The sequence below is a fragment of the Blautia sp. MB18-30 genome, assembly GCF_023669475.1.
GTDB lineage: Bacteria > Bacillota > Clostridia > Lachnospirales > Lachnospiraceae > Blautia_A > Blautia_A fusiformis.
In genome coordinates this window covers 94,731-120,776 of the sequence record NZ_JAMOYY010000009.1, presented here as the reverse complement: position 1 = coordinate 120,776, position 26,046 = coordinate 94,731, and the positions used below count along the sequence as shown (strand labels likewise).

Annotated in this window: 22 protein-coding genes; 12 read left to right on the top strand and 10 right to left on the bottom strand. The window is 44.3% G+C overall.

The features are described from left to right. Window positions 1-163: 163 nt before the first annotated feature. Window positions 164-1,186 (bottom strand): ABC transporter substrate-binding protein, encoded by a 1,023-nt coding sequence (locus tag NCY57_RS06290; protein WP_161209305.1) that lies wholly within the window; start codon window positions 1,184-1,186, stop codon window positions 164-166. A 269-nt stretch (window positions 1,187-1,455) separates the two neighbouring features. Here NCY57_RS06290 and NCY57_RS06285 point away from each other — a divergent pair, with 269 nt between their 5' ends. The 7 genes from NCY57_RS06285 to NCY57_RS06255 all read left to right on the top strand — a co-directional run bounded on the left by NCY57_RS06285 (window position 1,456) and on the right by NCY57_RS06255 (window position 8,286). Further along, window positions 1,456-2,493, top strand: a complete 1,038-nt coding sequence (locus NCY57_RS06285; RefSeq protein WP_195274788.1) for a helix-turn-helix domain-containing protein — start codon at window positions 1,456-1,458, stop codon at window positions 2,491-2,493. Between the two features lie 142 nt (window positions 2,494-2,635). Then, window positions 2,636-2,791, top strand: coding sequence for a hypothetical protein (locus tag NCY57_RS06280; protein WP_021652569.1), 156 nt, complete (start codon window positions 2,636-2,638; stop codon window positions 2,789-2,791). A gap of 441 nt (window positions 2,792-3,232) precedes the next feature. Then, on the top strand, window positions 3,233-3,892 hold the full coding sequence (locus tag NCY57_RS06275) for an IS607 family transposase (protein WP_173733473.1): 660 nt from the start codon (window positions 3,233-3,235) through the stop codon (window positions 3,890-3,892). After that, window positions 3,840-5,003, top strand: a complete 1,164-nt coding sequence (locus NCY57_RS06270) for an RNA-guided endonuclease InsQ/TnpB family protein (RefSeq protein WP_250789566.1) — start codon at window positions 3,840-3,842, stop codon at window positions 5,001-5,003. The genes NCY57_RS06275 and NCY57_RS06270 overlap by 53 nt, the downstream gene beginning before the upstream one ends. Window positions 5,004-5,180: 177 nt before the next feature. Then, window positions 5,181-6,389: a MalY/PatB family protein gene (locus tag NCY57_RS06265; RefSeq protein WP_250789565.1), complete on the top strand. Its 1,209-nt coding sequence runs from the start codon at window positions 5,181-5,183 to the stop codon at window positions 6,387-6,389. A gap of 104 nt (window positions 6,390-6,493) precedes the next feature. Continuing rightward, window positions 6,494-7,852, top strand: a complete 1,359-nt coding sequence (locus NCY57_RS06260; RefSeq protein ID WP_250789564.1) for a M20 family metallopeptidase — start codon at window positions 6,494-6,496, stop codon at window positions 7,850-7,852. Window positions 7,853-7,872: 20 nt separating this feature from the next. Further along, window positions 7,873-8,286 carry a C-GCAxxG-C-C family protein gene (locus tag NCY57_RS06255; protein ID WP_022426236.1) on the top strand — a complete coding sequence of 138 codons (414 nt, stop codon included), beginning with the start codon at window positions 7,873-7,875 and terminating at the stop codon, window positions 8,284-8,286. Between the two features lie 245 nt (window positions 8,287-8,531). On the opposite strand, the gene NCY57_RS06250 is transcribed toward NCY57_RS06255, so the two are convergent. Further along, complete coding sequence (locus tag NCY57_RS06250) at window positions 8,532-10,649, bottom strand: glycoside hydrolase family 36 protein (protein ID WP_173739819.1); 2,118 nt, start codon at window positions 10,647-10,649, stop codon at window positions 8,532-8,534. 260 nt (window positions 10,650-10,909) lie between these two features. Here NCY57_RS06250 and NCY57_RS06245 point away from each other — a divergent pair, with 260 nt between their 5' ends. Continuing rightward, window positions 10,910-11,857: an AraC family transcriptional regulator gene (locus tag NCY57_RS06245; protein ID WP_173761050.1), complete on the top strand. Its 948-nt coding sequence runs from the start codon at window positions 10,910-10,912 to the stop codon at window positions 11,855-11,857. Window positions 11,858-12,038: 181 nt separating this feature from the next. Here NCY57_RS06245 and NCY57_RS06240 read toward each other — a convergent pair whose 3' ends face one another. The 3 genes from NCY57_RS06240 to NCY57_RS06230 all read right to left on the bottom strand — a co-directional run bounded on the left by NCY57_RS06240 (window position 12,039) and on the right by NCY57_RS06230 (window position 15,188). Continuing rightward, the gene (locus tag NCY57_RS06240) at window positions 12,039-14,114 is read right to left on the bottom strand and encodes a heavy metal translocating P-type ATPase (protein WP_250789563.1); all 2,076 of its coding nucleotides are present in this window, start codon (window positions 14,112-14,114) and stop codon (window positions 12,039-12,041) included. A 14-nt stretch (window positions 14,115-14,128) separates the two neighbouring features. Further along, window positions 14,129-14,470 (bottom strand): DUF6110 family protein, encoded by a 342-nt coding sequence (locus NCY57_RS06235; RefSeq protein ID WP_110102788.1) that lies wholly within the window; start codon window positions 14,468-14,470, stop codon window positions 14,129-14,131. A 259-nt stretch (window positions 14,471-14,729) separates the two neighbouring features. After that, window positions 14,730-15,188 (bottom strand): transcriptional repressor, encoded by a 459-nt coding sequence (locus tag NCY57_RS06230; RefSeq protein ID WP_021651932.1) that lies wholly within the window; start codon window positions 15,186-15,188, stop codon window positions 14,730-14,732. A 332-nt stretch (window positions 15,189-15,520) separates the two neighbouring features. Between NCY57_RS06230 and NCY57_RS06225 the strand changes: the two genes are divergently transcribed. Further along, window positions 15,521-16,636 carry an ABC transporter ATP-binding protein gene (locus NCY57_RS06225; RefSeq protein ID WP_015527387.1) on the top strand — a complete coding sequence of 372 codons (1,116 nt, stop codon included), beginning with the start codon at window positions 15,521-15,523 and terminating at the stop codon, window positions 16,634-16,636. A gap of 104 nt (window positions 16,637-16,740) precedes the next feature. After that, the gene (locus NCY57_RS06220) at window positions 16,741-17,829 is read left to right on the top strand and encodes a PucR family transcriptional regulator (RefSeq protein WP_129975599.1); all 1,089 of its coding nucleotides are present in this window, start codon (window positions 16,741-16,743) and stop codon (window positions 17,827-17,829) included. A gap of 84 nt (window positions 17,830-17,913) precedes the next feature. On the opposite strand, the gene NCY57_RS06215 is transcribed toward NCY57_RS06220, so the two are convergent. The 3 genes from NCY57_RS06215 to modA form a co-directional block, all read right to left on the bottom strand. After that, complete coding sequence (locus NCY57_RS06215) at window positions 17,914-18,963, bottom strand: sulfate/molybdate ABC transporter ATP-binding protein (protein WP_129975601.1); 1,050 nt, start codon at window positions 18,961-18,963, stop codon at window positions 17,914-17,916. Further along, the gene (gene modB / locus NCY57_RS06210; RefSeq protein ID WP_173761052.1) at window positions 18,963-19,658 is read right to left on the bottom strand and encodes a molybdate ABC transporter permease subunit; all 696 of its coding nucleotides are present in this window, start codon (window positions 19,656-19,658) and stop codon (window positions 18,963-18,965) included. The genes NCY57_RS06215 and modB overlap by 1 nt, the downstream gene beginning before the upstream one ends. 67 nt (window positions 19,659-19,725) lie before the next feature. Continuing rightward, window positions 19,726-20,628, bottom strand: coding sequence for a molybdate ABC transporter substrate-binding protein (modA, locus tag NCY57_RS06205; RefSeq protein WP_118368932.1), 903 nt, complete (start codon window positions 20,626-20,628; stop codon window positions 19,726-19,728). Between the two features lie 307 nt (window positions 20,629-20,935). Between modA and NCY57_RS06200 the strand changes: the two genes are divergently transcribed. Together NCY57_RS06200 and NCY57_RS06195 are read left to right on the top strand one after the other, a co-directional pair. Then, the gene (locus NCY57_RS06200; protein WP_015527392.1) at window positions 20,936-21,148 is read left to right on the top strand and encodes a TOBE domain-containing protein; all 213 of its coding nucleotides are present in this window, start codon (window positions 20,936-20,938) and stop codon (window positions 21,146-21,148) included. After that, the gene (locus tag NCY57_RS06195; protein WP_173739813.1) at window positions 21,141-22,061 is read left to right on the top strand and encodes a substrate-binding domain-containing protein; all 921 of its coding nucleotides are present in this window, start codon (window positions 21,141-21,143) and stop codon (window positions 22,059-22,061) included. The genes NCY57_RS06200 and NCY57_RS06195 overlap by 8 nt, the downstream gene beginning before the upstream one ends. Before the next feature lie 110 nt (window positions 22,062-22,171). Here NCY57_RS06195 and NCY57_RS06190 read toward each other — a convergent pair whose 3' ends face one another. Further along, a complete protein-coding gene (locus tag NCY57_RS06190; protein ID WP_173733465.1) occupies window positions 22,172-23,257 on the bottom strand; it encodes an acyltransferase family protein in 1,086 nt (361 codons plus the stop codon). A 15-nt stretch (window positions 23,258-23,272) separates the two neighbouring features. Further along, the gene (locus tag NCY57_RS06185; RefSeq protein ID WP_173722535.1) at window positions 23,273-26,041 is read right to left on the bottom strand and encodes a CDP-glycerol glycerophosphotransferase family protein; all 2,769 of its coding nucleotides are present in this window, start codon (window positions 26,039-26,041) and stop codon (window positions 23,273-23,275) included. Between the last annotated feature and the right edge of the window lie 5 nt (window positions 26,042-26,046).

Here is a 26,046-nt window from a genome sequence, read left to right as displayed (position 1 = left end):
GGTTTATTAGTTAATACAATTACTATTTTGTCCATCTTCAATTACTTGCATAAATTCGATGGACGCGTCTTATATCCCCATAGCTGAAACAAGGGGTTTTACGACGCATTGGATAAATGCCGCAGGTTTTTCCCATGTTTTTTTAAACTTTCTAAACTATTTTTTAATTTTCACATGCTTTCTGTGCATACTCTGTCTGCACCAGATTTTCATACGCTGTACGATCCGTCAGCTCACCTGCATCTTCCAGGATATCCTGCAGAAGCTCAAAGCTGTCTTTTTCGAAGATAAGATTTTCTTTCCAGGTGTCCTGGTCATAATAACGTTTTACAATGGCAGTGATGGTTTCAAGATCTGTTTCCTTGAACTGCGGTGCGATCACTTCTGCGATTTCCTCCGGCGTATGACTCTGCACATAGTCCATTCCCTTCTGAAGTGCATCGGTAAATTTCTGGATGATCTCAGGGTTTTCTTTCATGTAGCTTGCTTTTGTACTGTAGGATGTATATGGTACATATCCGGATGCCTCTCCGAGAGATGCCACTACATAGCCCGCTCCTTCTTTTTCCAGAATGGTCGCAGATGGTTCAAATTCTACTGTATATGCCGCGGAATCATCACTGGTAAAAGCTGCTGCTGTGGAACCGAAATCAATGCTCTGGTCGATGGTCAGATCCTTTTGCGGATCCATGCCGTTTTTCTTCAGTATATATTCAAATACCATTTCCGGCATTCCGCCCTTACGACCGCCAAGAACCTTCTCTCCTTTCAGATCCTCCCATTTGAAATCAGGCATCTCTTCTCTTGCCACTAGAAAATTCCCCGCACGCTGGGTTAACTGTGCAAAATTTACGACAGGATCCGTGGCGCCTTCCTGATAAGCATAAACAGATGCCTCTGCGCCCATAAATCCAATATCTGCCTCACCGGAAATCACAGCAGTCATCGTTTTATCTGCTCCGAATCCCGTCACCAGTGTCAGATCCAGACCTTTCTCCGCAAAATATCCCTCCTCAATCGCCACATACTGCGGTGCGTAAAAGATTGAATGTGCGACTTCATTCAGTGTAACCTTTGTAAGCTTCTCTTCTGTGCTGTCTTTCTTCGCAGCAAATACTCCCATTGGCAGTGCCGTCACCGCCAGCACAACTGCTGCCGCCAGTGCAATCCATTTTTTATTTTTCATGCAGATACTCCTTTACAGACTTCTTCTGTTAGAGTATGCATAATTAATTAATTGGTGACCAGGGAAACATACAAAGTATCGTAAAACACAGTCTCCATGATTCCTTTTGTTAGGATATGCCCAAAAAACCAACTGCTGATCACGATCAACTTTCCCATCAGTTAAAAAATATGAATTTTATTTAACAACAATTCAATTGTGTTCAATTTCCAATCCTGCTATGATTTAATCACAAAAGCTTTTGAAATTTCAATCAGGAGAGAATTAGGATGAATATTGGAAATGTGATAAAAAAATATAGAAAAGAGTCTGGTTTCACCCAGGAGGAAATGGCAAACCGCTTAGGAGTAACTACTCCAGCGGTGAATAAATGGGAGAACGGGAACTCCAATCCAGATATTGAACTGTTAGCACCAATTGCAAGACTGCTACATATTTCCCTTGATACCCTGTTGTCTTTTCATGAAAATCTGACAGACGTTGAAATTACAGAACTTATTCAGGAAATGGACAAAATGTTTTCAGCAGAAGGTTACGAAAAGACCTATCAATGGGCAGTAAATATCATAAAAGATTACCCTAACTGCAACATGTTTATCTGGCAGGTGGCGGTGATGCTTGACTCGCGAAGAATCATAGGTCAGTGTGAGCATCCCGATAAGTACGACGAACAGATTAATTCCTGGTACGAAATGGCACTAAATGACAAGGACGAAAAAATCCAGCACCATGCGGCAGATTCTCTGTTCGGATTCTACTTGCGAAAAGGGAATTATGAAATGGCAGAAAAATATCTGAACTATTTTTCCGACTATGATCCCATGAAAAAACTAAGACTTGGGCAATTATACATGGAACAGGAAAAAACAGAAGAAGCATATGAAAAACTGGAAAATATAATTCTTTCAGAGTATACTACTTTGAATCTTGCCTTTGGCATGATGATCACAAAAGCTCTTGACAATAAAGATCATAAATCCGCAAGATTCCTGGCCGAGAAAATGTATGCATTAGCAGGTATTTTTGAGATGGGAAAATACAATGAATGTGCAACCATGTTTAATGTTGTGGTGGCAGAACAAAATGTAGAAGATACTTTTAAGGTAATAAAACAACTGCTGGAGAATGTCGATACAATCTGTGATTTTCAGAAATCAAGATTATATAAACATATAAAATTCCAAGATGTAGAAAATCCATATGCTGAAGAAATGAAAAAAGAACTGATTGCAGGCTTCCAAAATGAAGAAGACTTTGCTTATATGAAAGGCTATAAACCCTGGAAAAAATTATTAGCAAAGTATTGATCCTGATTATGTTTATTGCAAAATAAAAAACCTATTCATTCGCAATAGATCACATTTATAGATGAAAGAGATGCAGGCGTCGCGGCTCCTGCATCTCTTTTAACCCATAGGGTGCGTGATTGCAACGAAATTTACCACCTCAATGGATGATAAATTGCAATATATTTCAAAAATAAAAGAAGAACGTAATAAGGCACAGGACGAACTTGCTGAACTAAGGAAAATTCTTGAATTGCCAGATGATATTTCTTTGACAGAACACATTACAAAGATAAAAATAAATATTGACAAGGAGTAATTGAACCAGTATCATATAAGTACAAAGAAGTCTTTTTCCGGAGTGAGAAAGATATTATTACTTATTCAAAGGAAAGGGGCTCTGGACGAGTTCCTTTTTACATTTCATAAAATTTGATTTTATAACCTATACTATGAACACAAAGTAGCTCTGGATAGGATATTCGGAGTTGTAAAACGGCGGAAATATCATTGCTGGTATTTCCGCCACTTCTTTTATAGATTATTCGCACTATTCAATCCATCCACTCAATTACACAAAATCAAATCGTCTCATAATTTACATTAATATATGTACGCCACCCCCAAAATATGATAAGGTGAAGCAAATAGAATTTTTCAGGAGGTTATTAACAGTTAAATATAAATTATAAAATCATATAAGTACATGTTGAGTTTTATAAGATATTAGAGCAGAATATTATTGAAAGGAGTTGATGCTTTGAGTAAATATTATTCTATACATGAATTTTCAAAAATTATAGGCGTATCCGCCCAGACATTACGAAATTGGGATGCCAATGGAAAACTTCATCCGCATCATACTACAGTAAGCGGCTATAGATATTATTCTGACGAGCAACTCAACCAGGTAATAAATGTAAAGCCTAAAAATCGCATTACAATTGGATATTGTCGCGTTTCCAGCCATAAACAGAAAGATGATCTGGAACGACAGATTGATAATGTTAAGACATATCTTCTGGCAAAAGGACAGCCATTTGAGATAATAAGTGATATCGGTTCCGGAATTAATTATAAGAAAAAAGGACTCCAGGAATTGATCAGGCGAATATCTCAAAATCAGGTTGAAAAGGTTGTTGTTTTATATAAAGATCGGCTATTGCGATTTGGTTTTGAATTGATAGAATATATCGCTTCGCTTTATAATTGTGAGATTGAGATTATTGATAATACTGAAAAATCCGAACAGCAGGAACTTGTTGAAGATCTGGTTCAGATAATCACAGTATTCAGTTGCAAATTACAAGGAAAACGAGCGAATAAAGCCAAGAAACTTATCCGGGAACTGATACAGGAGGAAGTAGATGGTAAAAGCCATAAAAGCAATGTTGATACCAAACAATGTACAGAAAACTAAGATGTTTCAGTACGCAGGTGCTTCAAGATTTGCTTATAACTGGGCTTTGGCAAGGGAAATAGAAAACTATGAAAAAGGCGGAAAATTCATTTCAGATGCAGAACTCAGAAAAGAATTTACAAAGCTTAGACATTCTGATGAATACGCATGGTTATTGAGTATTTCAAATAATGTAACCAAACAGGCAATCAAAGATGCCTGCACTGCTTATAAGAACTTTTTCAAAGGTTTGCAGAAATTCCCAAGATTCAAGTCAAAAAAGAGATCAATGCCGAAGTTCTATCAGGATAATATTAAGATACAATTCAGCAATACTCATGTTAAGTTTGAAGGATTTTCTTCAAGCAGGAAAAGAAATAAACAAAAACTAAATTGGGTAAGACTTGCAGAGCATGGTCGTATTTCTACAGATGCTAAATACATGAATCCGAGAATATCTTTTGATGGGTTGAACTGGTGGATCAGCGTATGTGTGGAATTTCCTGATCGCATAGAAAAACTTAATAATGATGGAATTGGTATAGATCTAGGAATCAAAGATCTGGCTATTTGCTCTGATGGAGCTAAGTATAAGAACATCAATAAAAGTCAGCAAGTAAAGAAACTAGAAAAACAGAAACGCAGATTACAGCGTAGTATCTCTCGCTCTTACGAGAAAAATAAGAAAGGAGAAAGTTACTGCAAAACAAATAATGTAATCAAAAAGGAAAAACTTTTATTAAAACGAAATCACAGATTAACAAATATCCGTAAGAACTATTTGAATCAGACTACATCTGAAATTGTAAGTCGAAAACCAAGATTTATTTGTATTGAAGATTTGAATGTTAGTGGAATGATGAAAAATAGACATTTATCAAAAGCAGTTCAGAATCAGGGGTTTTTTGAGTTTAGAAAGCAGCTTGAACACAAGTGCAGGGATAAAGGGATTCCGCTTATTGTGGCTGATCGGTTTTATCCATCATCAAAGCTTTGCAGTTGCTGTGGAAACATTAAAAAAGACTTGAAATTATCTGACAGAATTTATAAATGTGATTGTGGAAATGTCATTGATAGAGATTTTCAGGCATCTATAAATCTCAAGGCTTATGGAGAAAGATTTGCAAGCTAACACTAAAACGTTAGTGCAAATATGTACGGGTACGTTAATCCGGAATTTACGCCTATGGAGAGTACAAGAACTTGTGAGTAGATAGATATTTATATCATCAAAAGCATACTCGTTGAAGTAGGAATGAAACATAGAAGTTTATAACTTTTTATAAGTTTTCAGTAACGGAGCATTCATATGAAATACGACTTCACTTCCATCATTGACCGGCATGGCAGAGATTCCATTGCAGTAGACGGCCTGAAGGGCGATGGTTTCTCTCCTGCCCCGCCGAAGGAGGGCTTCGATGCCATCCCGATGTGGGTAGCAGACATGAACTTTCCTACTGTACCTACCATACAGCAGGCGATCATCGAACGGGCCAGTCACCCTACCTTCGGTTACTTTGAAGCCCCGCCGGAATATTATAAGGCCATCATCCGCTGGCAGGAAACACGCCACGGTGTCACCGGTCTGAAGCCCAGACACATTGGCTACGAAAATGGCGTTCTGGGCGGAGTTATCAGTGCACTGAACTGCGTCTGCTCCCGCGGTGATAACGTCCTGATTCACAGCCCGACATACATAGGCTTCACCAAAAGTCTGAAAAACAACGGCTACGAGGCCGTACATTCTCCGCTGGTAAGGGATGAAAACGGCATATGGAGAATGGATTATGCAAACATGGAAAAACAACTCCGTGAAAAGAAGATCCACGCTGCCATTCTCTGCAATCCACACAATCCCTGCGGACGCGTGTGGGAACGCCGGGAGCTGGAAAAAGCCATGGAGCTGTACCGAAAATATGATGTCTACGTCATCTCAGACGAGATCTGGTCTGACCTCATCCTGAATGGCCATAAGCATATCCCCAGCCAGTCCGTCAGCGAAGATGCCCGCCAGCGTACAGCGGCCTTCTACGCTCCATCCAAAACCTTTAATCTGGCAGGACTTGTTGGCAGCTATCACATTGTATACAACAGCTGGTGGCGGGATCGTATTTTGAAGGAGTCCAGTCTGAGCCATTATAATATGATGAATGTTCTGTCCATGCACGCTCTGCTTGGCGCTTATCAGCCTGAAGGCTATGAATGGACCGATGAACTATGCGAAGTACTAAGCGGAAATGTAAACTTTGCCTGTGATTACATTGACCGGCACTTTAAGGGTGTCAACGTTTCCAGGCCGGAAGGCACCTATATGCTCTTTGTCGACTGCACCGACTGGTGTGCTGCCCATGGCAAAACAATCGAAGATGTGGAAAAAGCCTGCTGGGATGTCGGCGTTGCCGTCCAGGACGGCAGGATGTTTTTCGGTCCCTGCCACCTGAGAATGAATCTGGCCTCACCCCGTTCCCGCATAGAAGAAGCCTTCCGCCGAATGGATCGGTACGTCTTCAACAGGTAAAAATCTACTCTGCCATTCATTACAATCTATGCTATAATAGAGCTCATAACATCAGCGTTCCATCCTGTCACTTTCCGGAACGCTGTAAACAGGAGGAAATCAATATGGATATTAAAGAGGAAATCCACGCATTATCAGAAGAAATGCTCACAAATCTTGGCAGACTGGTTGCCATTGACTCCCAGCTCGGTACCCCTTCCGAGGGAAAACCATTTGGTGAGGGTCCTGCAAAAGCCCTGAAAGAGGGACTGAAGATTGCCGAAGAACTTGGCTTTAAAACCGTAAACCTGGATAACTACTGCGGTTATGCCGAAATGGGTGAGGGCGATGAGATCGTCGGCATCGCCGGTCATCTGGATATCGTTCCTGTAGGCGGAGACTGGACCTACGATCCGTTCCGCCTTACCCGTGAAGACGATCATGTATACGGCCGCGGGACCACTGATGACAAAGGCCCTATCCTGGAAGCGCTCTATGCCATGAAGCTTCTCCGCAACCACGGCGTGAAGCTGAACAAAAGAGTCCGCCTGATCATGGGCTGCAACGAGGAAACAGGTTCCAGATGTATGGATCACTACAATCAGGTAGCAGAAGAGCTTTCCTGCGGTTTCACACCGGATGCCAGCTTCCCGTGTATCCACGGTGAAAAAGGTCAGCTTGCCATGATCGCCTGCTCCAAAAACACCCGGATTATCTCCATGAACGGCGGTTTTGTATCCAATGCAATGTGTGACACCTGTACAACCATTGTTCCCGATGAGGACGGTCTGAAGGAAAAGCTGGAATCCGCACTTTCCCGGACGAAGCTCCAGGAATATAAGGTAACCGAAGAAAATGGTGAGCTCACCATCTACGCCAAAGGTATTCCGGCTCATGCCAGCACTCCCCATCTCGGTGTCAATGCTGCAGGAGTAACCTTTGAATGTCTGGCAAAAGCAGGCTTTGAAGATGACTTTGTGGAATTCTATAACTCCCATATCGGCACTGCATGTGACGGCTCCGGCATTGGTCTGAAATTTGCAGATGAATACGGCGATCTGACGTTATGCAACGGAATCGTAAAAACAGAAAACGGTGTCATTTCCTGTACCATCGATATCCGTGTTCCGGTAACTCTTAATGAGACCGATATCCGCAAAATGTGCCAGGACAGACTGGAAGATAAAAACGGTCGTATTGAGATCATAAAGGTTGTTGCTCCGTTATTCTTCCCAAGAGAATCTCCGCTGGTAAATGCTCTTTACAAAGCTTACACAGATGTGACCGGCGATACCGAACACAAACCAATGGTCATCGGAGGCGGCACTTACGCAAAATCCCTCAAAAACATCATAGCCTTCGGACCTGAAAAAGAGGGAATTGACTACCGTATCCACGGAGCCGATGAATTTATCCTGGTCTCCGGCATGGAAGAAGCAGTACTGATCTATATGGAAGCGATCAAAAATATGCTTGCGATCTGAAATCAGGAGGATAAGAAATCATGAGTACAAAAGCTGAACACGCTACAAAATTACACGAGAATGGCTGTAACTGTGCACAGGCAGTTGCCTGTTCTTTCTGCCAGGAATTTGGCATCGATGAAAACGAGATGTTCCGTATTGCCGAGGGCTTCGGCCTTGGAATGGGTGTTATGGAAATGTGCGGTGCTCTTTCCGGTATGGCTATGATCATCGGACTTTCCAACAGCCGCGGAAATACCGAGGAAGGTTCCGGCTCCAAAGGTGACACTTACAAAAAGCTCCGCACCTATATCCAGAAATTCAAAGAAAAAAACGGTTCCTGTATCTGCCGTGAATTAAAAGGTGTAGAGACAGGCAAGGTTCTCTGCAGCTGCCCGCAGTGTATCACCGATGCGGTTGCTCTTACAGAAGAATATCTTGCGGAAAACAGATAATCTCATAAAATAAAACAGCAGAATTGTATATTCCCTGTAATCCCGGGACATACAGCTCTGCTGTTTTCTGTTTCTATTCGCTTTTCACTGTCAGATCCTTCACCCATCTGTATTTCTTATAATTCAGGTACACAGCTGGGATCTTTGCAACTTCATCCAGACTGATGAGCTTTCTGGTAAAAATGCCGGCGCTCTTTTATTTTTGCCCACGCCTCTTCGTCAAACTTACGGTCTTTCCTGATTTTCTATTTCATCTCGATCTTAAACAGTCTGGCCGCTTTTTCCTGTGGCATCTTCACTACAAGATTTCCATTTTCGATCTTATATCCGCACATCTCTTCCTTCGGATAGATCACGGATACTCTGCGGACCTGCTCTGCATTTTCCAGCGGGATCACTGCTTCTGTTGTTCCCGGTGTCCATACCGAAAGATAGGTATTCTTCTCTGCTTTCACTCCGTAAGCAAGAACTTCAGATTTCAGAGTTCCAAAACCAAGCGGGAAGAACGGCACGCCGTCACGGACTTCCTCACGGATCTCCTTATACAGGGAGATTCCCTCCTTCATACGGTTCATGGAATTTTCGCCCAGCTTCCATACCATACCGCTGATATATGGGCGGAGAAGCATACCATTTACTACATTGTAGATCACATGCTCTTCTTCATCCTCATACGGATATACCCACATACCACCCTGCTCCGGAGTTACCGCACTGGCTACATTGGCAGCGATATTGGCATTGTAGAGATAATCTGTCTGATCACTGGTAGACTGCAGGCTTAAGATCTTCAGCATACCATAATCCATACGCTGTCCGCCGGAACCGCAGTTCTCCACAACAAGCTCCGGATGATCCCGGAAGATTTCCTCATACCACTGGTGAAGACATTCATAATGCTCACGGATGGCATCTGCACAGCTGTCACTGTTCAGATCACTTCCATATCCCATGGTTACGTTATAGTCCACTTTAAAGTACTCTACACCGTAATCATTGATCAGCCTGTCTACTACATCACGGCAATATTTCCGTACCTCCGGATTGCGGAAATCCAGCATATAGCGTTTATTGTCAATGTGGCGTTTTCCATGACGGCAGACAAACCAGTCATCCGGAAGCTTGTTTGCCAGTTCGCAGGCAACTCCCATAACCTCGATTTCCAGCCAGAGTCCCATTTTCAGGCCTTTACTGTGTGCATGATCGCAGACTTCTTTCAGACCATTGGGGAATCTTCCGGATGCTTCTTTCCATTCCCCGACACGGTCCCACCAGAATCCGTCGTCATACCAGCCTGCATCCAGGCAGTAATATTCGCATCCGAGCTCTGCTGCCTTGTCAATGATGGAAAGCTCCCGCTCCGTTGTAGGGTCTCCCATCAGGCAATTCATGTAATCATTAAATACCACGTTCAGCTTCTCATCGTCCGTATTCGGTCTGCGTACTTTTCTCCGATATCTGGTCAGTGCCGCTGCTGCCGGATTCAGGCCACCTTTTACAACAGCTGCCCCTGCCGGAACGGTTGTAAAGCTTTCTCCCGGTTTCAGATTCTTATACCAGCCATGCTCCTGCTCTGTGGCGCCGCTTAAGGCAAGATACAGATTTCCGCCCTGTGCAGAACCATATTCTGCCAGCCACTGTCCGGAGCTTTCAATCTGGAAAATATACGTCTCCCCTGTTTCTCTGTCCTCGGCAATTCCCATGGGAAGATACTCACAGGTAGACCAGGTGCCCTTTCCACTGTAACAATAACGGTTCAGGCCATATCCCTGATGATTGAAGCCATCTACGACCATTCCGTTTAAATTCAGCGTTTCTGCATCGTATTTCTGCCACTGTGCCTCACAGCACCAGCTGTTAAACGGCACATAGATATCTGTTTTTTTATAATAAGGCTTTTCGCCGCCTCTGGAGATTCCCTGATACATAAAAGAAGAAACATAGGTCAGCCCCTGATCCTCGCTTCCCTCGTTGATGATCTCTGTCCAGGTCTGTACTGCCGGCACTCCGTCAAACAGGCGCATATGATATACTGCCTTCAGCTTTTCCGGGGAAATCATTACGATCTCCAGCTCTTTTCCGCCGGCCTGTGCCTTCAGCTCATGGTTCTCATAAACAAAATCCACAGAGGACTGATTGATGTTGTTTTTGTAGGCATGCATGTTTAAGCTTCCTGTTCCGCTTCTGTGGATCTCAACAGCCGGATAACAGATATCCTCCTTCGGCTCCATGACTGCTTTTTTTACTTCCTGTGAAGAAAAATCTGCCAGCTCTACCACGCCGTTTTCCCGGATACGAAACTGGATATCCAGGCCATTCTCATGTAATTCGATCGTTTTCATGTTTTCATTTTTATAGCTCATAGAAAATACCCTCCGTTTTTCTGATTCTGATCACAGTATAATATCTGTTTTTTTATAAGGTGACAGGTATCATCCCCTGAATGTAAAAATGCAATATATTGTCGTATTTATTTTTGCGTGATATACTGTTTGCTGACAGTAAAGAGTACAGTCAGTCAGACATGTAGGGCGATTTCATCGAATATCTGCATCTGTCCGACTCGCAATTTACAGCTGAAATATTTACATTCCGCTTCGCAGCATACTCAGGAGGTTTTTTCATGCCAGATATTTTCCAGGACTCTTCCCGATATTTCCATATTTCTGCTTTTTATGCTCTCTCCCTGCCTTATTATCATATGGAGCATCACACACATTCCAGCTATGAGATCATGTATATCACCTCCGGTTCCTGCCGGGTTTTCTGCCTGGATGGCACACAGGACACGGAATTCCCACTGAAATCCGGGCAATTTATCTTTATCCGGCCGGATGTACCTCACAGGCTGGAAATTCCGGATGGTTTTCCCTGCTCGATCCTGAATCTGGAATTTTCCCTTACTCCCAAAAAAAGTCCGGTTGCTCTGGAGCTTCTCCTGAAAAAGGATCCCGGATTTTACCAGTTCTGGAATTTTATGGAAGCCTCCCAGGGCTTCTGCTCCGGCGCGGATTCCCGCAGCTTCGGATACAGCCTGAAGGATCTGCTCACCTTTTTACAACAAAATTCCGGTCAGATACAAAAGGAAGAATTTCTCTTCTTTCTTCTTTTCAGCCGCATGCTTACAGAGCTTGCATTCTGCGCCCGCTCCAGCCGGAGCACCCAGGGAATCGTCTATCTGAAAAAAGCGCTCTGCTATATTGACGAGCATTATCTGGAAGACATTGATATTCCTGCCATCTCCGCATATGCAGGGATCAACAAATCCTACCTGCAGGCGCTCTTTACAGAAAAAAACGGCTGCACCATCAATACCTATATCAACCGCAAGCGTATGGAACAGGCCTCCTTTCTTCTGTGCAACAGTACTCTGCACATTACGGATATTGCCTTTTCTTCCGGATACAACAGCCGGCAGCATTTTGCACATACCTTCGAAAAATTTTATCATATGAGCCCCTCCAGGTACCGAAGCCTTCATACCCGGCCTCTCCGTTCGGATACCCAAAAGAAACGCTATCATATGACTGACGGACTGACGTTGGAAAGCGAACCCTTTCCTCAGAAATAAAACTTACTTCATACACCTACATCTTCAGGCTGATACCTGCGATCCACGTCTGAGTAGCCTAAAAAAGCCGGCCAGGTACGAAGCTCTTATCTCTTCGATAACCTGGCCGGCTTTTTATATTTATTGTCAAGCGGATATTCGCAATCCTGCAGGGGACTTACTTGCTTCGGTTAAAAATTTTCTATGGAAGCAGATTCTGCATACTCTTCAGGCTGATCGCCAGTGTGGAGGTATTATGCAGAAGTGCGGATGAAGTCGGCTGCAGGATACCTGCAACGCCACAGGCGATAAGACCTGCGTTAAAGGTAATAATAAAACGGTAATTGCTTCTGATACGCTTCATCAGTGCATTGCTGATCTCTTTCAGAACAACAAGCTCCTGAAGATCATCTGCACCTACAGTAATATCTGCGATCTCCCGGGCAATTTCAGCACCATCACTGATGGCGATACCGACATTGGCTGCGGAAAGTGCCGGAGAATCATTGATTCCGTCACCTACCATGATAACCTTTCTTCCGGCTGCCTTTTCTTTTTCGATGAAGTTGGCCTTATCCTCCGGAAGTACCTCGGAATAATATTCGTCCACTCCCACACGTCTGGCAATGGCTGCTGCTGTACGCTCACTGTCCCCTGTCATCATAACGATCTTGGAAATCCCTGCCCCGCGCAGTGCTTCTACAGAAGCTTTCGCCTCCTCACGAAGAGGATCTTCAATACAGATCACGGCTGCAAGACGTCCGTCAATGGCAAGATACAGATGGGAATACTCTTCCGGAATATTGTCGAATTTCTCCTTGCCATCCTCCGGGATCAGACATTTCTCATCTTCAAATACAAAGTGATAGCTTCCGATCACGGCCTTATGGTCTTCGATCGTAGTGGAAATTCCATGCGCTACTACATATTCAACCTTTGAATGCATCTCCTCATGGGCCAGATGCTTCTTCCTGGCAGCACTGACAACAGCCTTGGCCATGGAGTGTGGGAAATGCTCTTCCATACATGCGGCGATACGCAGCATCTCCTCCGGATCATTGTTGTCAAAAGGAACCACATCCACAACGGTTGGCTTCGCCTTTGTCAGAGTTCCTGTCTTATCAAATACGATGGTATCTGCCTCAGCCATTGCTTCCAGATATTTACCGCCCTTAACTGTAGCCTTATGTGTACCGGCCTCACGGATCGCAGACAATACAGAGATCGGCATTGCAAGCTTAAGCGCGCAGGAGAAATCCACCATCAGGATCGCAAGGGCCTTGGTGGCATTTCTGGTGAGGAGATATGTAAGTGCTGTTCCTCCAAGAGTATAGGGAACCAGCTTATCTGCCAGATGCTCTGCCTTTCCCTCCAAAGAAGATTTCAGCTTCTCAGACTCCTCGATCATGGTAACGATCTTGTCATAGCGGCTGGAACCACCTACCGTCTTTACGCGGATGGTGATCTCACCTTCCTCCACAACAGTGCCTGCATAGGCAACGCTGCCCTCTTTCTTGCATACAGGTACAGACTCACCGGTAAGAGAAGCCTGGTTGACCATAGCCTCTCCATCTGTAACACTTCCGTCAAAAGGAATTACGGTACCCATACGTACAACAACATCATCTCCCGGCTGGACCTCTCCGGACTCTACCAGGATCTCCTGATCCTCTCTCTTCAGCCATACCCTGCCAACATTCAGGGACATGGTTCTTGCAAGATCACCTACGGATTTCTTGTGCGTCCACTCTTCCAGGATCTCTCCGATCCCAAGCAGGAACATGATGGAGCCTGCAGTACCAAAGTCCTGACGTAATACAGACACTCCAATTGCAGTGGCATCCAGGACCGGCACCTCGATCTTACGGTGAAGAAGTGTATCGATTCCCTTCCAGATATATTTCAGGGAAGTAGCTGTTGTATAAATGGCATTCAGCGGATATGGCAGAAAAAGCCTTCTTCCGTAATGGCAGATCACCTTGGAGATCAGCTTCTCCTGATATTCTGCATTCAGTGCTCTCCCTGAGCTCTGCAGCACCTGTGAAGGAACCTCTACATCCTGATAATGAAATTCGCTGATACCACGGATAACCGCAGCTCTGCTGCCCCGATAATTTACAACTGCGTCACAGGTTCTCTCGTATACCTTGGCAGAAACCACTCCATCAAGATTCTCGAGATAATACAACAGCGTATCTGCCTGCCCGTAGCTCATCCTCTTCTGAGCAAGATGGATACGAAGCCGGCCTCTTGTCTCATGTTTGATATAAAATTTCACGGAAAATCGCCTCTTTACTCAGCTGTCTCTTCTGCTGCTTCTTCTGTCTCTTCTGCTGTTTCTTTGAATGCATCCTCATCTGCAGTTTCCTCTGCTTCTGTCTCAACATCCTCTACAGCCTCTTCAGCTGCTGCTCTTTCCTCATTGATCTCCTTAGCTTCAGCATAAATATCTTCAGCATTCTCCTGAAGATTCGTAGCTGTTTTCATGATGCAGTCCTTAGCTCTTAAAACGGCTGCTGTGCATCCTGTGTAAAGCTTCTTCGCATCCTTGCTTGTGAGGATCTTGATTCCTGCTGTACCGAAAAGAACGCCTGCTGCAAAAAGTCCTGATTTCTTGAATTTAAAGTCTGCCATAATAATTTCCTCCTGATATATGATTTTTATTTTTTTCTGATTCCCGGTGAGGATTTTTCATGTCCGTCCCGATATTTTCATTATTATAAAATGTCTGTAAAAAAAAGTCCAGTGTTTTTTGTGTGAATTCAACACAATTCGTTAAATTTTCAGTTATTTTTGCCTAACAGTTAATTTTTGCTAATAGTTTAATCTATCTAATTCTTAGTCTGTACAAACCTCTTCTTTCCTATTATATTGTGCCATAGCTTTTCCATACTCACCCAACCTCATGAACAGGCAGCAGCGCCAGGGTACGGATATTCTGTTCACTGATCTCCCCGCAGGCCCGAAGTCCTGCAAGGATCACTTCATTAAGCTTCTGTCCGGACAGATGGCATATCGTATCATCATCCAGTTCTACTGTGCAGACGCCTTTTGTGCTGCATGCCACGCGATACATATTCTTTCGGCTGATAGCACCGATGGATTCCAGCGTATTGACCATACGGTATACTGTAGCTACACCGATCTTCGGATCCAGTGCGGAAGCCCTGTAATAGATTTCCTTACAACAGGAGCACTCTCCCTCCAGGATAATGTCCAGAAGAATCTTTCTCTGTCTGGTAATGCGGAGCCCCTTCTCCTTCAGTTTCTCTATAATAAGATCCCTCTGCATCTCTGTATGTCGGTAGCATCCTGTTTTTTTCTCTTCTGTTTCGGCTTCTGCAATATGCATTCTGATCCCTCCTTTATTGAGAAAACTTTTCTTTTATCTAATAAGTTAGTATACTCCAACTTAGGTTAGTTGTAAATAACTCCTTTGAACTTTTTTTTACATATTGAGGATTCTGCCTGAATACCGTATAATGTCTCGTGAACCTGTACATAGGAAACCGTCGTTTTGACAAAATGACGAAAAATCCCCTTTCGTTTTTTCGTCAGAATGACAAGAAACTGCCGGAAACTTTGTAAGATTCAGCTCTAGCCCTTTTCTCTCATTTTCGATATACTGTTAACCAGCAAAGGAAATTACGTAAAACAATATATTAATTTTGGAGGGAAACAACAATGGCAAGTTTATCATTATCTCACATTAATAAAACTTATCCGAACGGCTTCCAGGCAGTTAAAGATTTCAACCTGGAGATCGAAGACAAAGAATTCATCATCTTCGTAGGACCATCCGGATGTGGAAAATCTACAACACTTCGTATGATCGCAGGTCTTGAGGAGATCAGCGGTGGTACACTTAAGATCGGTGACAAAGTCATGAACGATGTTGAGCCTAAGGACCGTGATATCGCAATGGTATTCCAGAACTACGCTCTGTATCCTCATATGACAGTTTATGATAACATGGCATTCGGACTTAAGCTTCGTAAAGTTCCGAAGGACCAGATCGACAAGGCTGTTCGTGAAGCAGCAAGAATCCTTGACCTTGACAAGCTTCTTGATCGTAAACCGAAGGCTCTTTCCGGTGGTCAGAGACAGCGAGTTGCTATGGGACGTGCTATCGTTCGTAATCCTAAGGTATTCCTTATGGATGAGCCTCTTTCCAACCTGGATGCTAAGCTTCGTGTACAGATGCGTATCGAGATCTCCAAGATCCATCAGAGACTTGGCGCTACTATCATCTATGTAACACATGACCAGACAGAGGCTATGACACTTGGTACCAGAATCGTTGTTATGAAAGACGGTGTTGTTCAGCAGGTTGATACACCACAGAACCTGTATCAGAAACCAGGCAACCTCTTCGTTGCAGGATTCATGGGATCTCCGCAGATGAACTTCCTTGATGCTGTTATCTCCGAAAAAGGCGGCAATGTAGTTGCTACGATCGGTGGTGAGCATGAGGTTATCGTTCCGGCAGCTAAGGCTAAAGTCCTGAAAGACAAAGGCTATGTTGGAAAGAAAGTTGTTCTTGGTATCCGTCCTGAGGATATTCATGATTCTCAGATGTTCCTTGAGACATCTCCAAGCAAACCAATGAACTCCGTAGTTAAAGTTTACGAGCTTCTTGGTGCTGAAGTATTCCTGTACTTCGATGTTGACGGAACTCAGGTTACAGCACGAGTTGATCCTCGTACAACAGCTAAGACCGGTGATCCGATCAGATTTGCATTCGATATGGAGAAAGCTCACTTCTTCGACAAAGAGACAGAGCTTACTATCACAAACTAATTCTCGTCGAATCATAAAAACAGAATGTAACCCCGGGGGATATGATTTCCCGGGGTTTCTTTTTATTTCACTAGTTTTATTTCACATCAGAAAGGACGCTTTTTATGAAAATACAGCAAACAATTCAAAAATGTCTGGATGACTGGACCCGGATCAGCGGTCTTGATTTCTGTATTCTGGATGAAAATGACCAGATATACATTTCCACAGGGGACCGCCGACTTCCTTCTTCTGAAAAGCTTGCTCAGTTCCGGGAGGATCCTGCCTTATGCATCTCCAACCGCAGCTGCAGTCTGTACAAGCTGAACAACACACCTCAGAGCAATATGCTTCTGATCGTATGGGGCTCCGGAGAGCAGGCTTCTACCATCGGAGAGCTTGCTGTCTGCCAGGTAGAAAGTCTCCTCACCGCCTATACGGAAAAAACAGACAAGAACTCCTTTATGCAGAATCTTCTCCTGGACCGCTATTCCCAGGTAGAAGCTTTTAACAAGGCTGCCCGTCTTCATATCACACCTTCTGCCCGCCGTGCGGTATTTCTTGTGGAAACCAAGCAGCACAAGGACGAAAATGCCCTGGCTACCATCCGCAACATCTTTTCTGCCCGTACACGGGATTTTATCACTGCACTGGATGATTCCGGCATCATCGTAGTACGTGAGCTTCAGAGCACCGAAAGCTACGAAGAGCTGGAGGGTATCGCCTGCATGCTGGTGGATATGCTCAATACAGAGGCCATGACCTCTGCCTGGGTTTCCTACAGCAATGTTGCAGATGATATCATGGAGCTTTCCGATGCCTACAAGGAAGCCCGCACTGCTCTGGAGGTCGGCAAGATCTTTTATGCTGACAAAAACGTTTTCGGTTATAACCGTCTGGGCATTGGCCGTCTGATCTATCAGCTGCCCACTCAGGTCTGCAACATGTTTGTAGGCGAGATCTTCGGAGAAGAATCCCTGGAATCTATTGACGACGAAACCCTCAATATCATCCGGACCTTCTTTGAAAATAACCTGAACCTTTCTGAAACCTCCAGACAGCTCTATGTGCACCGGAATACTCTGGTGTACCGTTTTGAAAAGCTGCAGAAGCGATTTGGCCTGGATATCCGTACCTTTGAGGATGCACTGGCCTTCAAGCTTGCCATGATGGTGTCCGATTACATCACCTATTCCGGAAATCATGGAAAATAGATTCTGCTCGTAAAAATCCATCAAAAATGCAGGAACACAAAAAATCCCCGGAAACAGCAGATAATGTCTGTTTCCGGGGGTTCTTTATTTCAGCAGCATCAGATGCTCCGGTGGAAGATACAGATATTCCGGAAGATCTTTATCCGGATCCTCCGTAAAGCTGTTTTTGGGACGCATCCACCATAATCCGGCAGCATTCTCTTCCGCTTTGTTTCGGATCATATACTGATGTTCAAATGTAGTTTCTATGTATTGGTCTACCTGCACTGCCATACAGTTCTCACCCGGCTCTGATTCCGGGCGGATCCAGTGGCCGCGGATCCCTACATGGGTAATATCCATATCTACGTTTTCTTCGGTATGGAGCTTCATTTTCCAGTCCGCCGCATAGATTTCGTGAGGTCCCAGCCTCTCCGCTCTGGAAAAATTCTTACAGCCGGTAAGCTTTGCTGCCTCCAGAAGTCCCGGTCTCTCAAACAGCTGCTTTGTCTCCCCGGTCACAAGGATCCTGCCTTCATGTACAATGGAAAGCTCCCTGCAGAATTTATAGGCCTCATCTCTGCTGTGTGTCACAAGGATCATATCTCCCGGATAGTCCTTGAGGAAATCCTGCATCTCCCGCTGGAGCACATCCTTCAAGTAACCGTCCAGTGCGGAAAACGGCTCATCCAGAAGAATAGCTTCCGGCTCTCCGATCATCATTCTGGCCAGTGCCACTCTCTGCTGCTGTCCGCCGGAAAGCTGTGAGGGCAGGCGCTTCTCCAGCCCCTCCAGATGATATCGCCGGATCAGATCTGCCACTTTTTCTCTGGCGGAGGATTTTTCCCCACGATAACCGCAGCGGATGTTCTGTTCCACTGTCATGGTTGGGAACAGCGCATAATTCTGAAACAGATATCCGATCCGACGCTTCTGCGGTTTCAAATTGATCCCTTTTTCAGAATCAAACACTGTTTTTCCATTGATGACGATCCTTCCCTTATCCGGTGTTTCGATTCCTGCAATACAGCGTAAGGTCATGCTTTTTCCGCTGCCGGAAGCACCAAGAAGCCCAATGGCTGCCGAACTGCCTTCAAAATCTACCTTCAGGGAAAAATCACGGAAGTTTTTTTCGATATTTACTTTGACTGCCATCAGATCCACCTTCTTGTTTTCATTCCTCTTCCGGATACGATATTGATCAGCGCTACGATCACAAAGGAGATCAGCACGATCACAACGACCCAGAATCCTGCAGTTCCGTAATTTCCGGCTGCTGTCTCTGATGCAATGGCAACAGAAACTGTTCTGGTTTTTCCAAGGATATTTCCGGCAAGCATGGAGGTTGCGCCATATTCTCCGATCGCGCGTGCAAATGCCAGCACTGTTCCGGATGCGATCCCCGGTCCTGCCGCCGGCATGACTACCCGCCAGAATATCCGGCTGTCGCTCATCCCCAGAGTCTGGCCTACATGGATAAGATTTATATCCACCTGTTCAAAAGCAGCCCGTGCATTGCGGTACATCAGCGGAAATGCGATCACTGCCGCTGCGATCACACAGCCCTTCCAGGTCTGCACGATCTTAATATCAAAATTATCCAGAAGAAAGCTTCCGAAGGGCCTTTTCAGACTGAAGATCAGTAGCAGAAAAAATCCAGCCACTGTAGGAGGAAGTACCAGCGGAAGAGTAAGGATCCCGTCCAGTACTGCTCTGGCTCCCGGCTTCAGCTTCATGATCTTTCGGGCACAGAATATTCCCAGAAAAAAAGCGATCACTGTGGCTGCCAGACCTGTTTTTAAGGAAATCCACAGAGGACTCCAGTTTATTTCTCTCAAAAATTCTGTCATATTTCATTCCTGTGCCGGCATTTACTGTGTTTCAATATTTACTGCCTGCCGGTTTTCTACATCATACTCATTTGGATGTGCTGTCTGCGGAAGCTGTGCTGTCCTCAGCCTCCGTGTTGTCTGCAGAAGCTTCTGTGGCATCCTCGGAATCCTCAGCCTCATATGCTGTAAATCCATAGTCCTCAAATACCTTGATCGCTGCGTCAGACTCTACATAATCAAGAAAAGCCTCTGCTGCCCTGGTATCGTCTTCCGATGCTTCCTTGTCCTCGATAAGTCCCACAGGATAAAGAACCGGCGTCTTAAGGCTGTCTGCCGGCGCCTCTGCGATGATATCTACTTTATCAGTAACAGATGCAGCATCTGTCGCATATACAACACCAACCTCATTGCTTCCTTCACTGACTGCTGCAAGTACATCCGTTACATTCTTGCACTCGTTGATCTCCATTTTGTTTACATCGTCCATGATCCCAAGATTGTTAAAGATCTCACGGGCGTACTGTCCCACCGGAACATCCTCTCCTGCAAGCGCCATATTTTCAGCGTCTGTGATATTCTCGAATCCTGTTACCTTTGTCTCTCCGTCCTTTGGTCTGATCAGAACGACTTTGTTCTCAAGAAGATCCTTAACGGTGTCTTCCTTTGTCAGTTTTTCCTCTGTGAGGGCATCCATCTGTTTATCTGCTGCTGAAAAGAAAAGATCACAGCGTGCACCTTCCTCGATCTGTGTCTGCAGTGTACCTGAGCTGTCTGCACTGTAATAGATCGTTACATTCGGATAAAGCTCATTGAAATCCTTCTGGATCTCCTCCATGGAATTGCTGAGGCTGGCAGCAATAAATGCATAAACCTCTCCCTTCAGGTTCTCATCACCTTTCACTTCTGTGTCCGCCGCAAAAACAGTTCCGGTCATAAGGCCTGTTGTTAAAATTCCCGCGGTAAGGGCTGCTAAGATTTTTTTCTTCATCTTTTGTTTCTCTCCTTTTCCGTTTCGTTCAGTTTTGTTTAGTTTTGAATGGTTTTGTTTAATTTTACCGAAAGGAAAGTTTCTTGTCAAGCTATAAGGCATTGCTGTTTTTCTCTGCAAGTGCTATCATAAATACATAGTTGACAAGCCAGGCGGATGTTCACGATCCGCTTCGTTTCTTATCATGAGTGGCTTACAGCACTCCTGATACAGACAAATCCCACACAAGGTTCATTGCTCTGCACAACGGAAGCAGAGAACTTGCCTGATCCGGTTCATTCAATATTCAAGAAAAGGAGAATTACTTATGAAACTCAGTGCACGTAATCAGTTAAAAGGAAAAATCATCAACATCAACCAGGGAGCTGTAAATTCCATCGTTTCCATCGATATCGGTGGTGGAAATATCATCACTGCTACCATCTCCTGTGCGGCGGTGGAAGAACTTGGACTGAAAGTAGGCTCTGATGCTTACGCAGTTATTAAAGCAACCAATGTTATGGTAGGTATCGATGAATAAAGTCTACACAGCACAGGAAGTTGCAGATAAACTAAAGATCAAAAAATCCACAGTATATGACCTGATCAAACGCGGAGAGCTTTCCTCCTCCAAAGTCGGCAAACAGCTGCGGGTCAGCGAGGAACAGCTGTCTCAGTATCTTAAGGGTTCGGAATGTTCTGCGTCTTCTGCTCAGTCTTATGATCACCAGCCGGAGAGTTCTCTTTTGAAAAGGGATTATCTTCTGCATTCCAGTGGACTGATCATCAGCGGACAGGCTTCTCCGGCTCTGGATCTTCTCCTGAATCAGCTTCCCACACACCCGGACAATCTGCCTGTTCTGCAGTCTCACATGAATACCTACAACGGACTGTATTCTCTCTATTTTGAAAAAGTCCACATTGCCTGTGCATCCGCCTCACCGGAAGATATCCATAGCCTTATACCCGGTATCCCACTGACTGTGATCTCTCTGTGTCAATATCCCGTCGGCTTCTATGTAAAAAAAGAAAATCCCAAGAATATCCGGGGATTTTCTGATCTTACACGGGCAGATATTATTTTTGTGAACCGCGAAAAAGGAAGCAGCCGTCGCATCCTTCTTGACCGTACACTTCTGTCTTCCGAAATTTCACCGGATTCCATATCCGGATATCGAAATGAGCTTGTTACCGATCACTCCACGGCTGCTGCAGTGGCTGGCGGACAGGCAGACATAGCTCTTGGCGAGGCCTGTGTAGCGAGAAACTTTCCGGAGCTGGATTTTCTTCCTGTTTGCCAGGAATCACTCTTCCTGGTTATGCAGACCAAAAATCTGAGCACCCCCGGCTTTCAGGCCGTAGCGGAAACCATTGCATCCGAACCTTTCCGCCGGTTCCTGTCCCTCCAGACAGGATATGATACAAGCCATACAGGAGAAATTTTTTCTATCTGAGCCTGTTTCTATACAATAAAAATCCTGAATGCTGATATATATCAGAAGCCCGGACATCTATTCTGTCCGGTAAAAAAGATGTTTATCAGAATTCAGGATTTTTTATATTTTTATATAATCTGTTCTGCTTTCACACAGATGTTCTGGATCAGGCGGTTGTATCCGCTTACCTTTTTCAGCCATTCCAGCGCTATGGACACTGCCAGTGAAGCCAGCAGAAGCGTCAGTGTATTGGTCAGAAAATATCCACTCACATACACAAAAGAAGATTTTCTTATAAATGTATGTATCAGAAATATATTCATGGAATGTTTTCCGAGGAACAATAAAATCTGTCGCACTCCCGGAATGACATTAATAAATTCGCAGCAAAATGCCATAAATACAATTGGATACACACCCCAGTGGATCTCACTGTATACCGTCAGCGGCAAAGTTCTGTACGCTTTATACAAAATAAACACCGCAAGAAGCTCCAGAAGAAATTTGAAAACATGCTTCATTCCAGCATTCCATATCTTAAACCATCGGTTAAACAGATCATACTTGGCTACACACATTCCCATGAGAAATACCGGTAAAAATGCATAAATACCCGTAATTCCCATAACCTCCAGGGAAATTATCCGTGGAAATGCTGCAACAGCCACAAGAATAAATACCAGATATTCTTCCTTTATCATAAACAGTGGCACGCAGATGATAAAAATGATCGCCGCACTCATATACCACCAGGTTCCGTTCAGAGTCGAAGTTCCGAAAAGTTTCGCCAGACCAAAAAAATCCAGCACCATTGCGCTAACACCTTTGGCAATATTTCCGTTTCCGAAATATCTGGCCACGGCATAGCCGTTATAAAGCTGTGAGCTCACAACAGAAAGCCCCCATATAATCCAGAACCCTCCCATTGTTTTTATCAGTCTTTTGGCTGTCCACTTGCCAGGTGTAGAATTATTTTTTCTGTAACTGAGATACAGTCCGTATCCGGAAATAAATGCATAGATCGGTACACAGATCTTAAATGTTCTGCACAGATACATGATCCGATCTGCTGAAAACGGAGTGAAAACAACATTCAGCCCCTCAAATCTGTCTTGACTCAGATACATATGATGGAACAGCATTATAACAATGGCAATGCCCTTCATCGCCTGAGAATTATATTTATCAAACTTTATTGCCTGCTTTCCTTCCAAAATCCAACCTCCATATTACCGATTCTCGATGATCCTCTCATAAACTCGTTTGGAACAGTTACGGTCATTAAATGCAAAGGTCTCATCCATTCGTTTCCGATATTCCTCTTTCATCTGACAGCTGTCTGCCATATATTCGATGATCCGGTCCACAGTTCCGTCCAGTGTATGCTCCACCTCTCCGAAGCCATCTCTCTCATAGTCAAAGTATCCCTCTGTGTAGGAATGCGCGCCACTGAAAAAGCTGTCTCTGTCAAACTGGGAGTATACGATGGGTTTTCTCAAATATGCAAAATCAAAGGCAACCGAAGAATAGTCCGTGATCATCAGATCTGTCTGGGCAAAAATGTCCTTGTAGGAATAAGACGAATCCATAAATTTTACCCGTGGATCATGACGGAACATATGCAGACCGTCAATGGTATTTGGGTGAGGCATGAAGCAGATGGTATATCCGTACTTCTCTGCCGCTCCCAGAAGTCTTTCGTTGTTGAGAAGATCATCATAAAAATGGAAATATTCGCTTTCCTGAAATTCTTTTCCAAGCTGCCATACCCCTCTGGCATCGGTTCCTGAGGAAAGGCTTTTGCGCCAGGTAGGCATCACCGTCACATACTTACGCTCATCATGGACCAGACGGTCATAACGCGGCATTCCCGTAAGCCAGATATTTTTTTCCGGATAAAAATAGTCATAGGTAAAGGCAGAATCATATTCCGGCTTTGTGCTGACGATAAATCCGAAAAGATTACGGTTGTATTTGTTCAGCCACTTGGACTGGTTGTCTTTGGTCACACCATGCTGTAAAAATACCAGCTTTTTGTCATAGATGATATCGCGGTACAGATACTCCAGCTTTCCAAAAGGATTGATCACCGGTTTGTTAGCCTGGGAGGACAGTGAAAATTCATTCAGCAGGAACAGAAGCTTATGCTTCCAGGAGAAAGGCTCCACAACCTTTCCAAGCTTCTTCATTTCCACATAATCCTGTGTATCCTTGTTGACTACAAAGTACGGCTCCACCGTAGGGTCCGGATTGGCGCAGAGATAGCGGAACATCACTTCGCCGTTGTCATCTCCGCGTGTTGTACGATCGGAGATCAGCCAGATCTGCTTTTTCTGCTTTGCCTTCTGCATCTCGTAGAGCTTACGTACGAGAACTGCCTTTTTTCCGGCCTTTCCCTGAGAAAATATTGCTTTGGTGCGTTTTTTCTTCAGCTGTTTCTCCCTACTCTGACTGTATGGCTCTACCGTTACTTCATACTGATGGCCCAGAACCTTTGCATCTTCCTGATCCTCTCCACGGATCATCCGGACTTTTTCGTTAAGATACAGAAGCTTATCCTCTATATGCAGGAAAAGCGGCAGCTTCTTTGTAAATGGCACATATTTTCCGTAGGAAATATTGTACATTTTATTTATATGTCCATCTGTGCCTGTGCCCCAGCTGATAAACTCCCGGATCTCGGAAAGCGGAATGTCCACGATATACAGCTTCTCAACGGCACTTTCTTCTCTGCACCAGCCGGTTCTTTCCAGTGTATATTTCCATCTGGCTTCATAGGTGTTGCCACCAGTCATCATATATGCACGGTTTGTCCTGCTCACAGGCTCCACAATGGAAAATTCACAGTGCAGCTGGTCTTTTTCCGGCTGGAATATCTTGACACGGAGATTGTCATATATGGGATTCAGGATCGTGTCTGCCTGATCCGGAAATTTTTTGCATATATCCGGATAATATTTCCGGAGAAGATATACTTTGTTTGCCCTGCTGATATGCTGATTGGACATCACGATCTCCGGAAACTCCATCTGCTTCAGGAAGCTTTCGATACCTTCCTCATATCTGCACTTTTTCTCTTCATCAAGCTTCTCGTTATCAAATATGATATCAGCTATTTTTGCGCTGTAATACAGCAGCACATAATCTGCATTTTTTTCATGAACAGGATTTTCTTTTATTCTGCAGTCTGCGATCTTTCGGAAAAATTCCTGATAAAATACCTCCAGCTGGTCCGGATCCTGCAGCATATTCTTCCAGTCCTCCACCATGAGATGGTCCGCAAGGATCTGCACATAGATATCTTCCCCTGAAGCCACTCCCAGACTCCGGCAGCTTACAACGGACTGATATACCATGGTCATCACATCCAGATACCAGATCTCCGGACGGATCTCGGATACCCATTTCACCTGATCTGCGGCAAATGTGTAAGCGGTATACAGCTGATGCAGAAGATATACATTGTTATCCAGCGTTGTTTTTTCGGTGAAACGGTTACAGTAATTATTATGCTCCCGCACATAGATATTTCCTTTTCCACGGATCTTTGTTAGGACAACATCTCTGTTTTCTTCCTCAAAGCAGCGTCTGATCTCTGCACTGGATTTTGGGGAAAAACGGATTCCGGCTTTTGCAAAAACAACATAGCTTCCAGCTATCTTATCCTTCAGCTCCGCCACAAGATCCCCACATTCCAGTCCGTCAATATATAAAAGATCCCGGTCATCCAGCATCTCCCGGAAACGAGGATCCTCCGGATTGAACTCTCCGTAGATCTTATCCAGCTCTTCGTCCTTGAGCTCTTTCTCCTTTTCTCCGGCTTCCTCCAGCTCCCGCATGTCCCGTTCATCAGGAATATCCATATCTCCTGCAATGCATACTGCAAGGATCTGTACCGTTCCTTCCGGTGTGACCTCACGTACATTTTTAAAGGTTCTGTAAAGCTTTGCGGTATCTTTTGCAAAAACAACTACTGAAAATTCATACTCCCTGTTCATATTGC

What these genes read in the sequence shown, in the direction of transcription:
- NCY57_RS06290 (WP_161209305.1), bottom strand. Translation starts at nt 1,186, where the DNA reads ATGAAAAATAAAAAATGGATTGCACTGGCGGCAGCAGTTGTGCTGGCG.
- NCY57_RS06285 (WP_195274788.1), top strand. Translation starts at nt 1,456, where the DNA reads ATGAATATTGGAAATGTGATAAAAAAATATAGAAAAGAGTCTGGTTTC.
- NCY57_RS06280 (WP_021652569.1), top strand. Translation starts at nt 2,636, where the DNA reads ATGGATGATAAATTGCAATATATTTCAAAAATAAAAGAAGAACGTAAT.
- NCY57_RS06270 (WP_250789566.1), top strand. Translation starts at nt 3,840, where the DNA reads ATGGTAAAAGCCATAAAAGCAATGTTGATACCAAACAATGTACAGAAA.
- NCY57_RS06265 (WP_250789565.1), top strand. Translation starts at nt 5,181, where the DNA reads ATGAAATACGACTTCACTTCCATCATTGACCGGCATGGCAGAGATTCC.
- NCY57_RS06260 (WP_250789564.1), top strand. Translation starts at nt 6,494, where the DNA reads ATGGATATTAAAGAGGAAATCCACGCATTATCAGAAGAAATGCTCACA.
- NCY57_RS06255 (WP_022426236.1), top strand. Translation starts at nt 7,873, where the DNA reads ATGAGTACAAAAGCTGAACACGCTACAAAATTACACGAGAATGGCTGT.
- NCY57_RS06250 (WP_173739819.1), bottom strand. Translation starts at nt 10,649, where the DNA reads ATGAGCTATAAAAATGAAAACATGAAAACGATCGAATTACATGAGAAT.
- NCY57_RS06245 (WP_173761050.1), top strand. Translation starts at nt 10,910, where the DNA reads ATGCCAGATATTTTCCAGGACTCTTCCCGATATTTCCATATTTCTGCT.
- NCY57_RS06235 (WP_110102788.1), bottom strand. Translation starts at nt 14,470, where the DNA reads ATGGCAGACTTTAAATTCAAGAAATCAGGACTTTTTGCAGCAGGCGTT.
- NCY57_RS06230 (WP_021651932.1), bottom strand. Translation starts at nt 15,188, where the DNA reads ATGCATATTGCAGAAGCCGAAACAGAAGAGAAAAAAACAGGATGCTAC.
- NCY57_RS06225 (WP_015527387.1), top strand. Translation starts at nt 15,521, where the DNA reads ATGGCAAGTTTATCATTATCTCACATTAATAAAACTTATCCGAACGGC.
- NCY57_RS06220 (WP_129975599.1), top strand. Translation starts at nt 16,741, where the DNA reads ATGAAAATACAGCAAACAATTCAAAAATGTCTGGATGACTGGACCCGG.
- NCY57_RS06215 (WP_129975601.1), bottom strand. Translation starts at nt 18,963, where the DNA reads ATGGCAGTCAAAGTAAATATCGAAAAAAACTTCCGTGATTTTTCCCTG.
- modB (WP_173761052.1), bottom strand. Translation starts at nt 19,658, where the DNA reads ATGACAGAATTTTTGAGAGAAATAAACTGGAGTCCTCTGTGGATTTCC.
- modA (WP_118368932.1), bottom strand. Translation starts at nt 20,628, where the DNA reads ATGAAGAAAAAAATCTTAGCAGCCCTTACCGCGGGAATTTTAACAACA.
- NCY57_RS06200 (WP_015527392.1), top strand. Translation starts at nt 20,936, where the DNA reads ATGAAACTCAGTGCACGTAATCAGTTAAAAGGAAAAATCATCAACATC.
- NCY57_RS06195 (WP_173739813.1), top strand. Translation starts at nt 21,141, where the DNA reads ATGAATAAAGTCTACACAGCACAGGAAGTTGCAGATAAACTAAAGATC.
- NCY57_RS06185 (WP_173722535.1), bottom strand. Translation starts at nt 26,041, where the DNA reads ATGAACAGGGAGTATGAATTTTCAGTAGTTGTTTTTGCAAAAGATACC.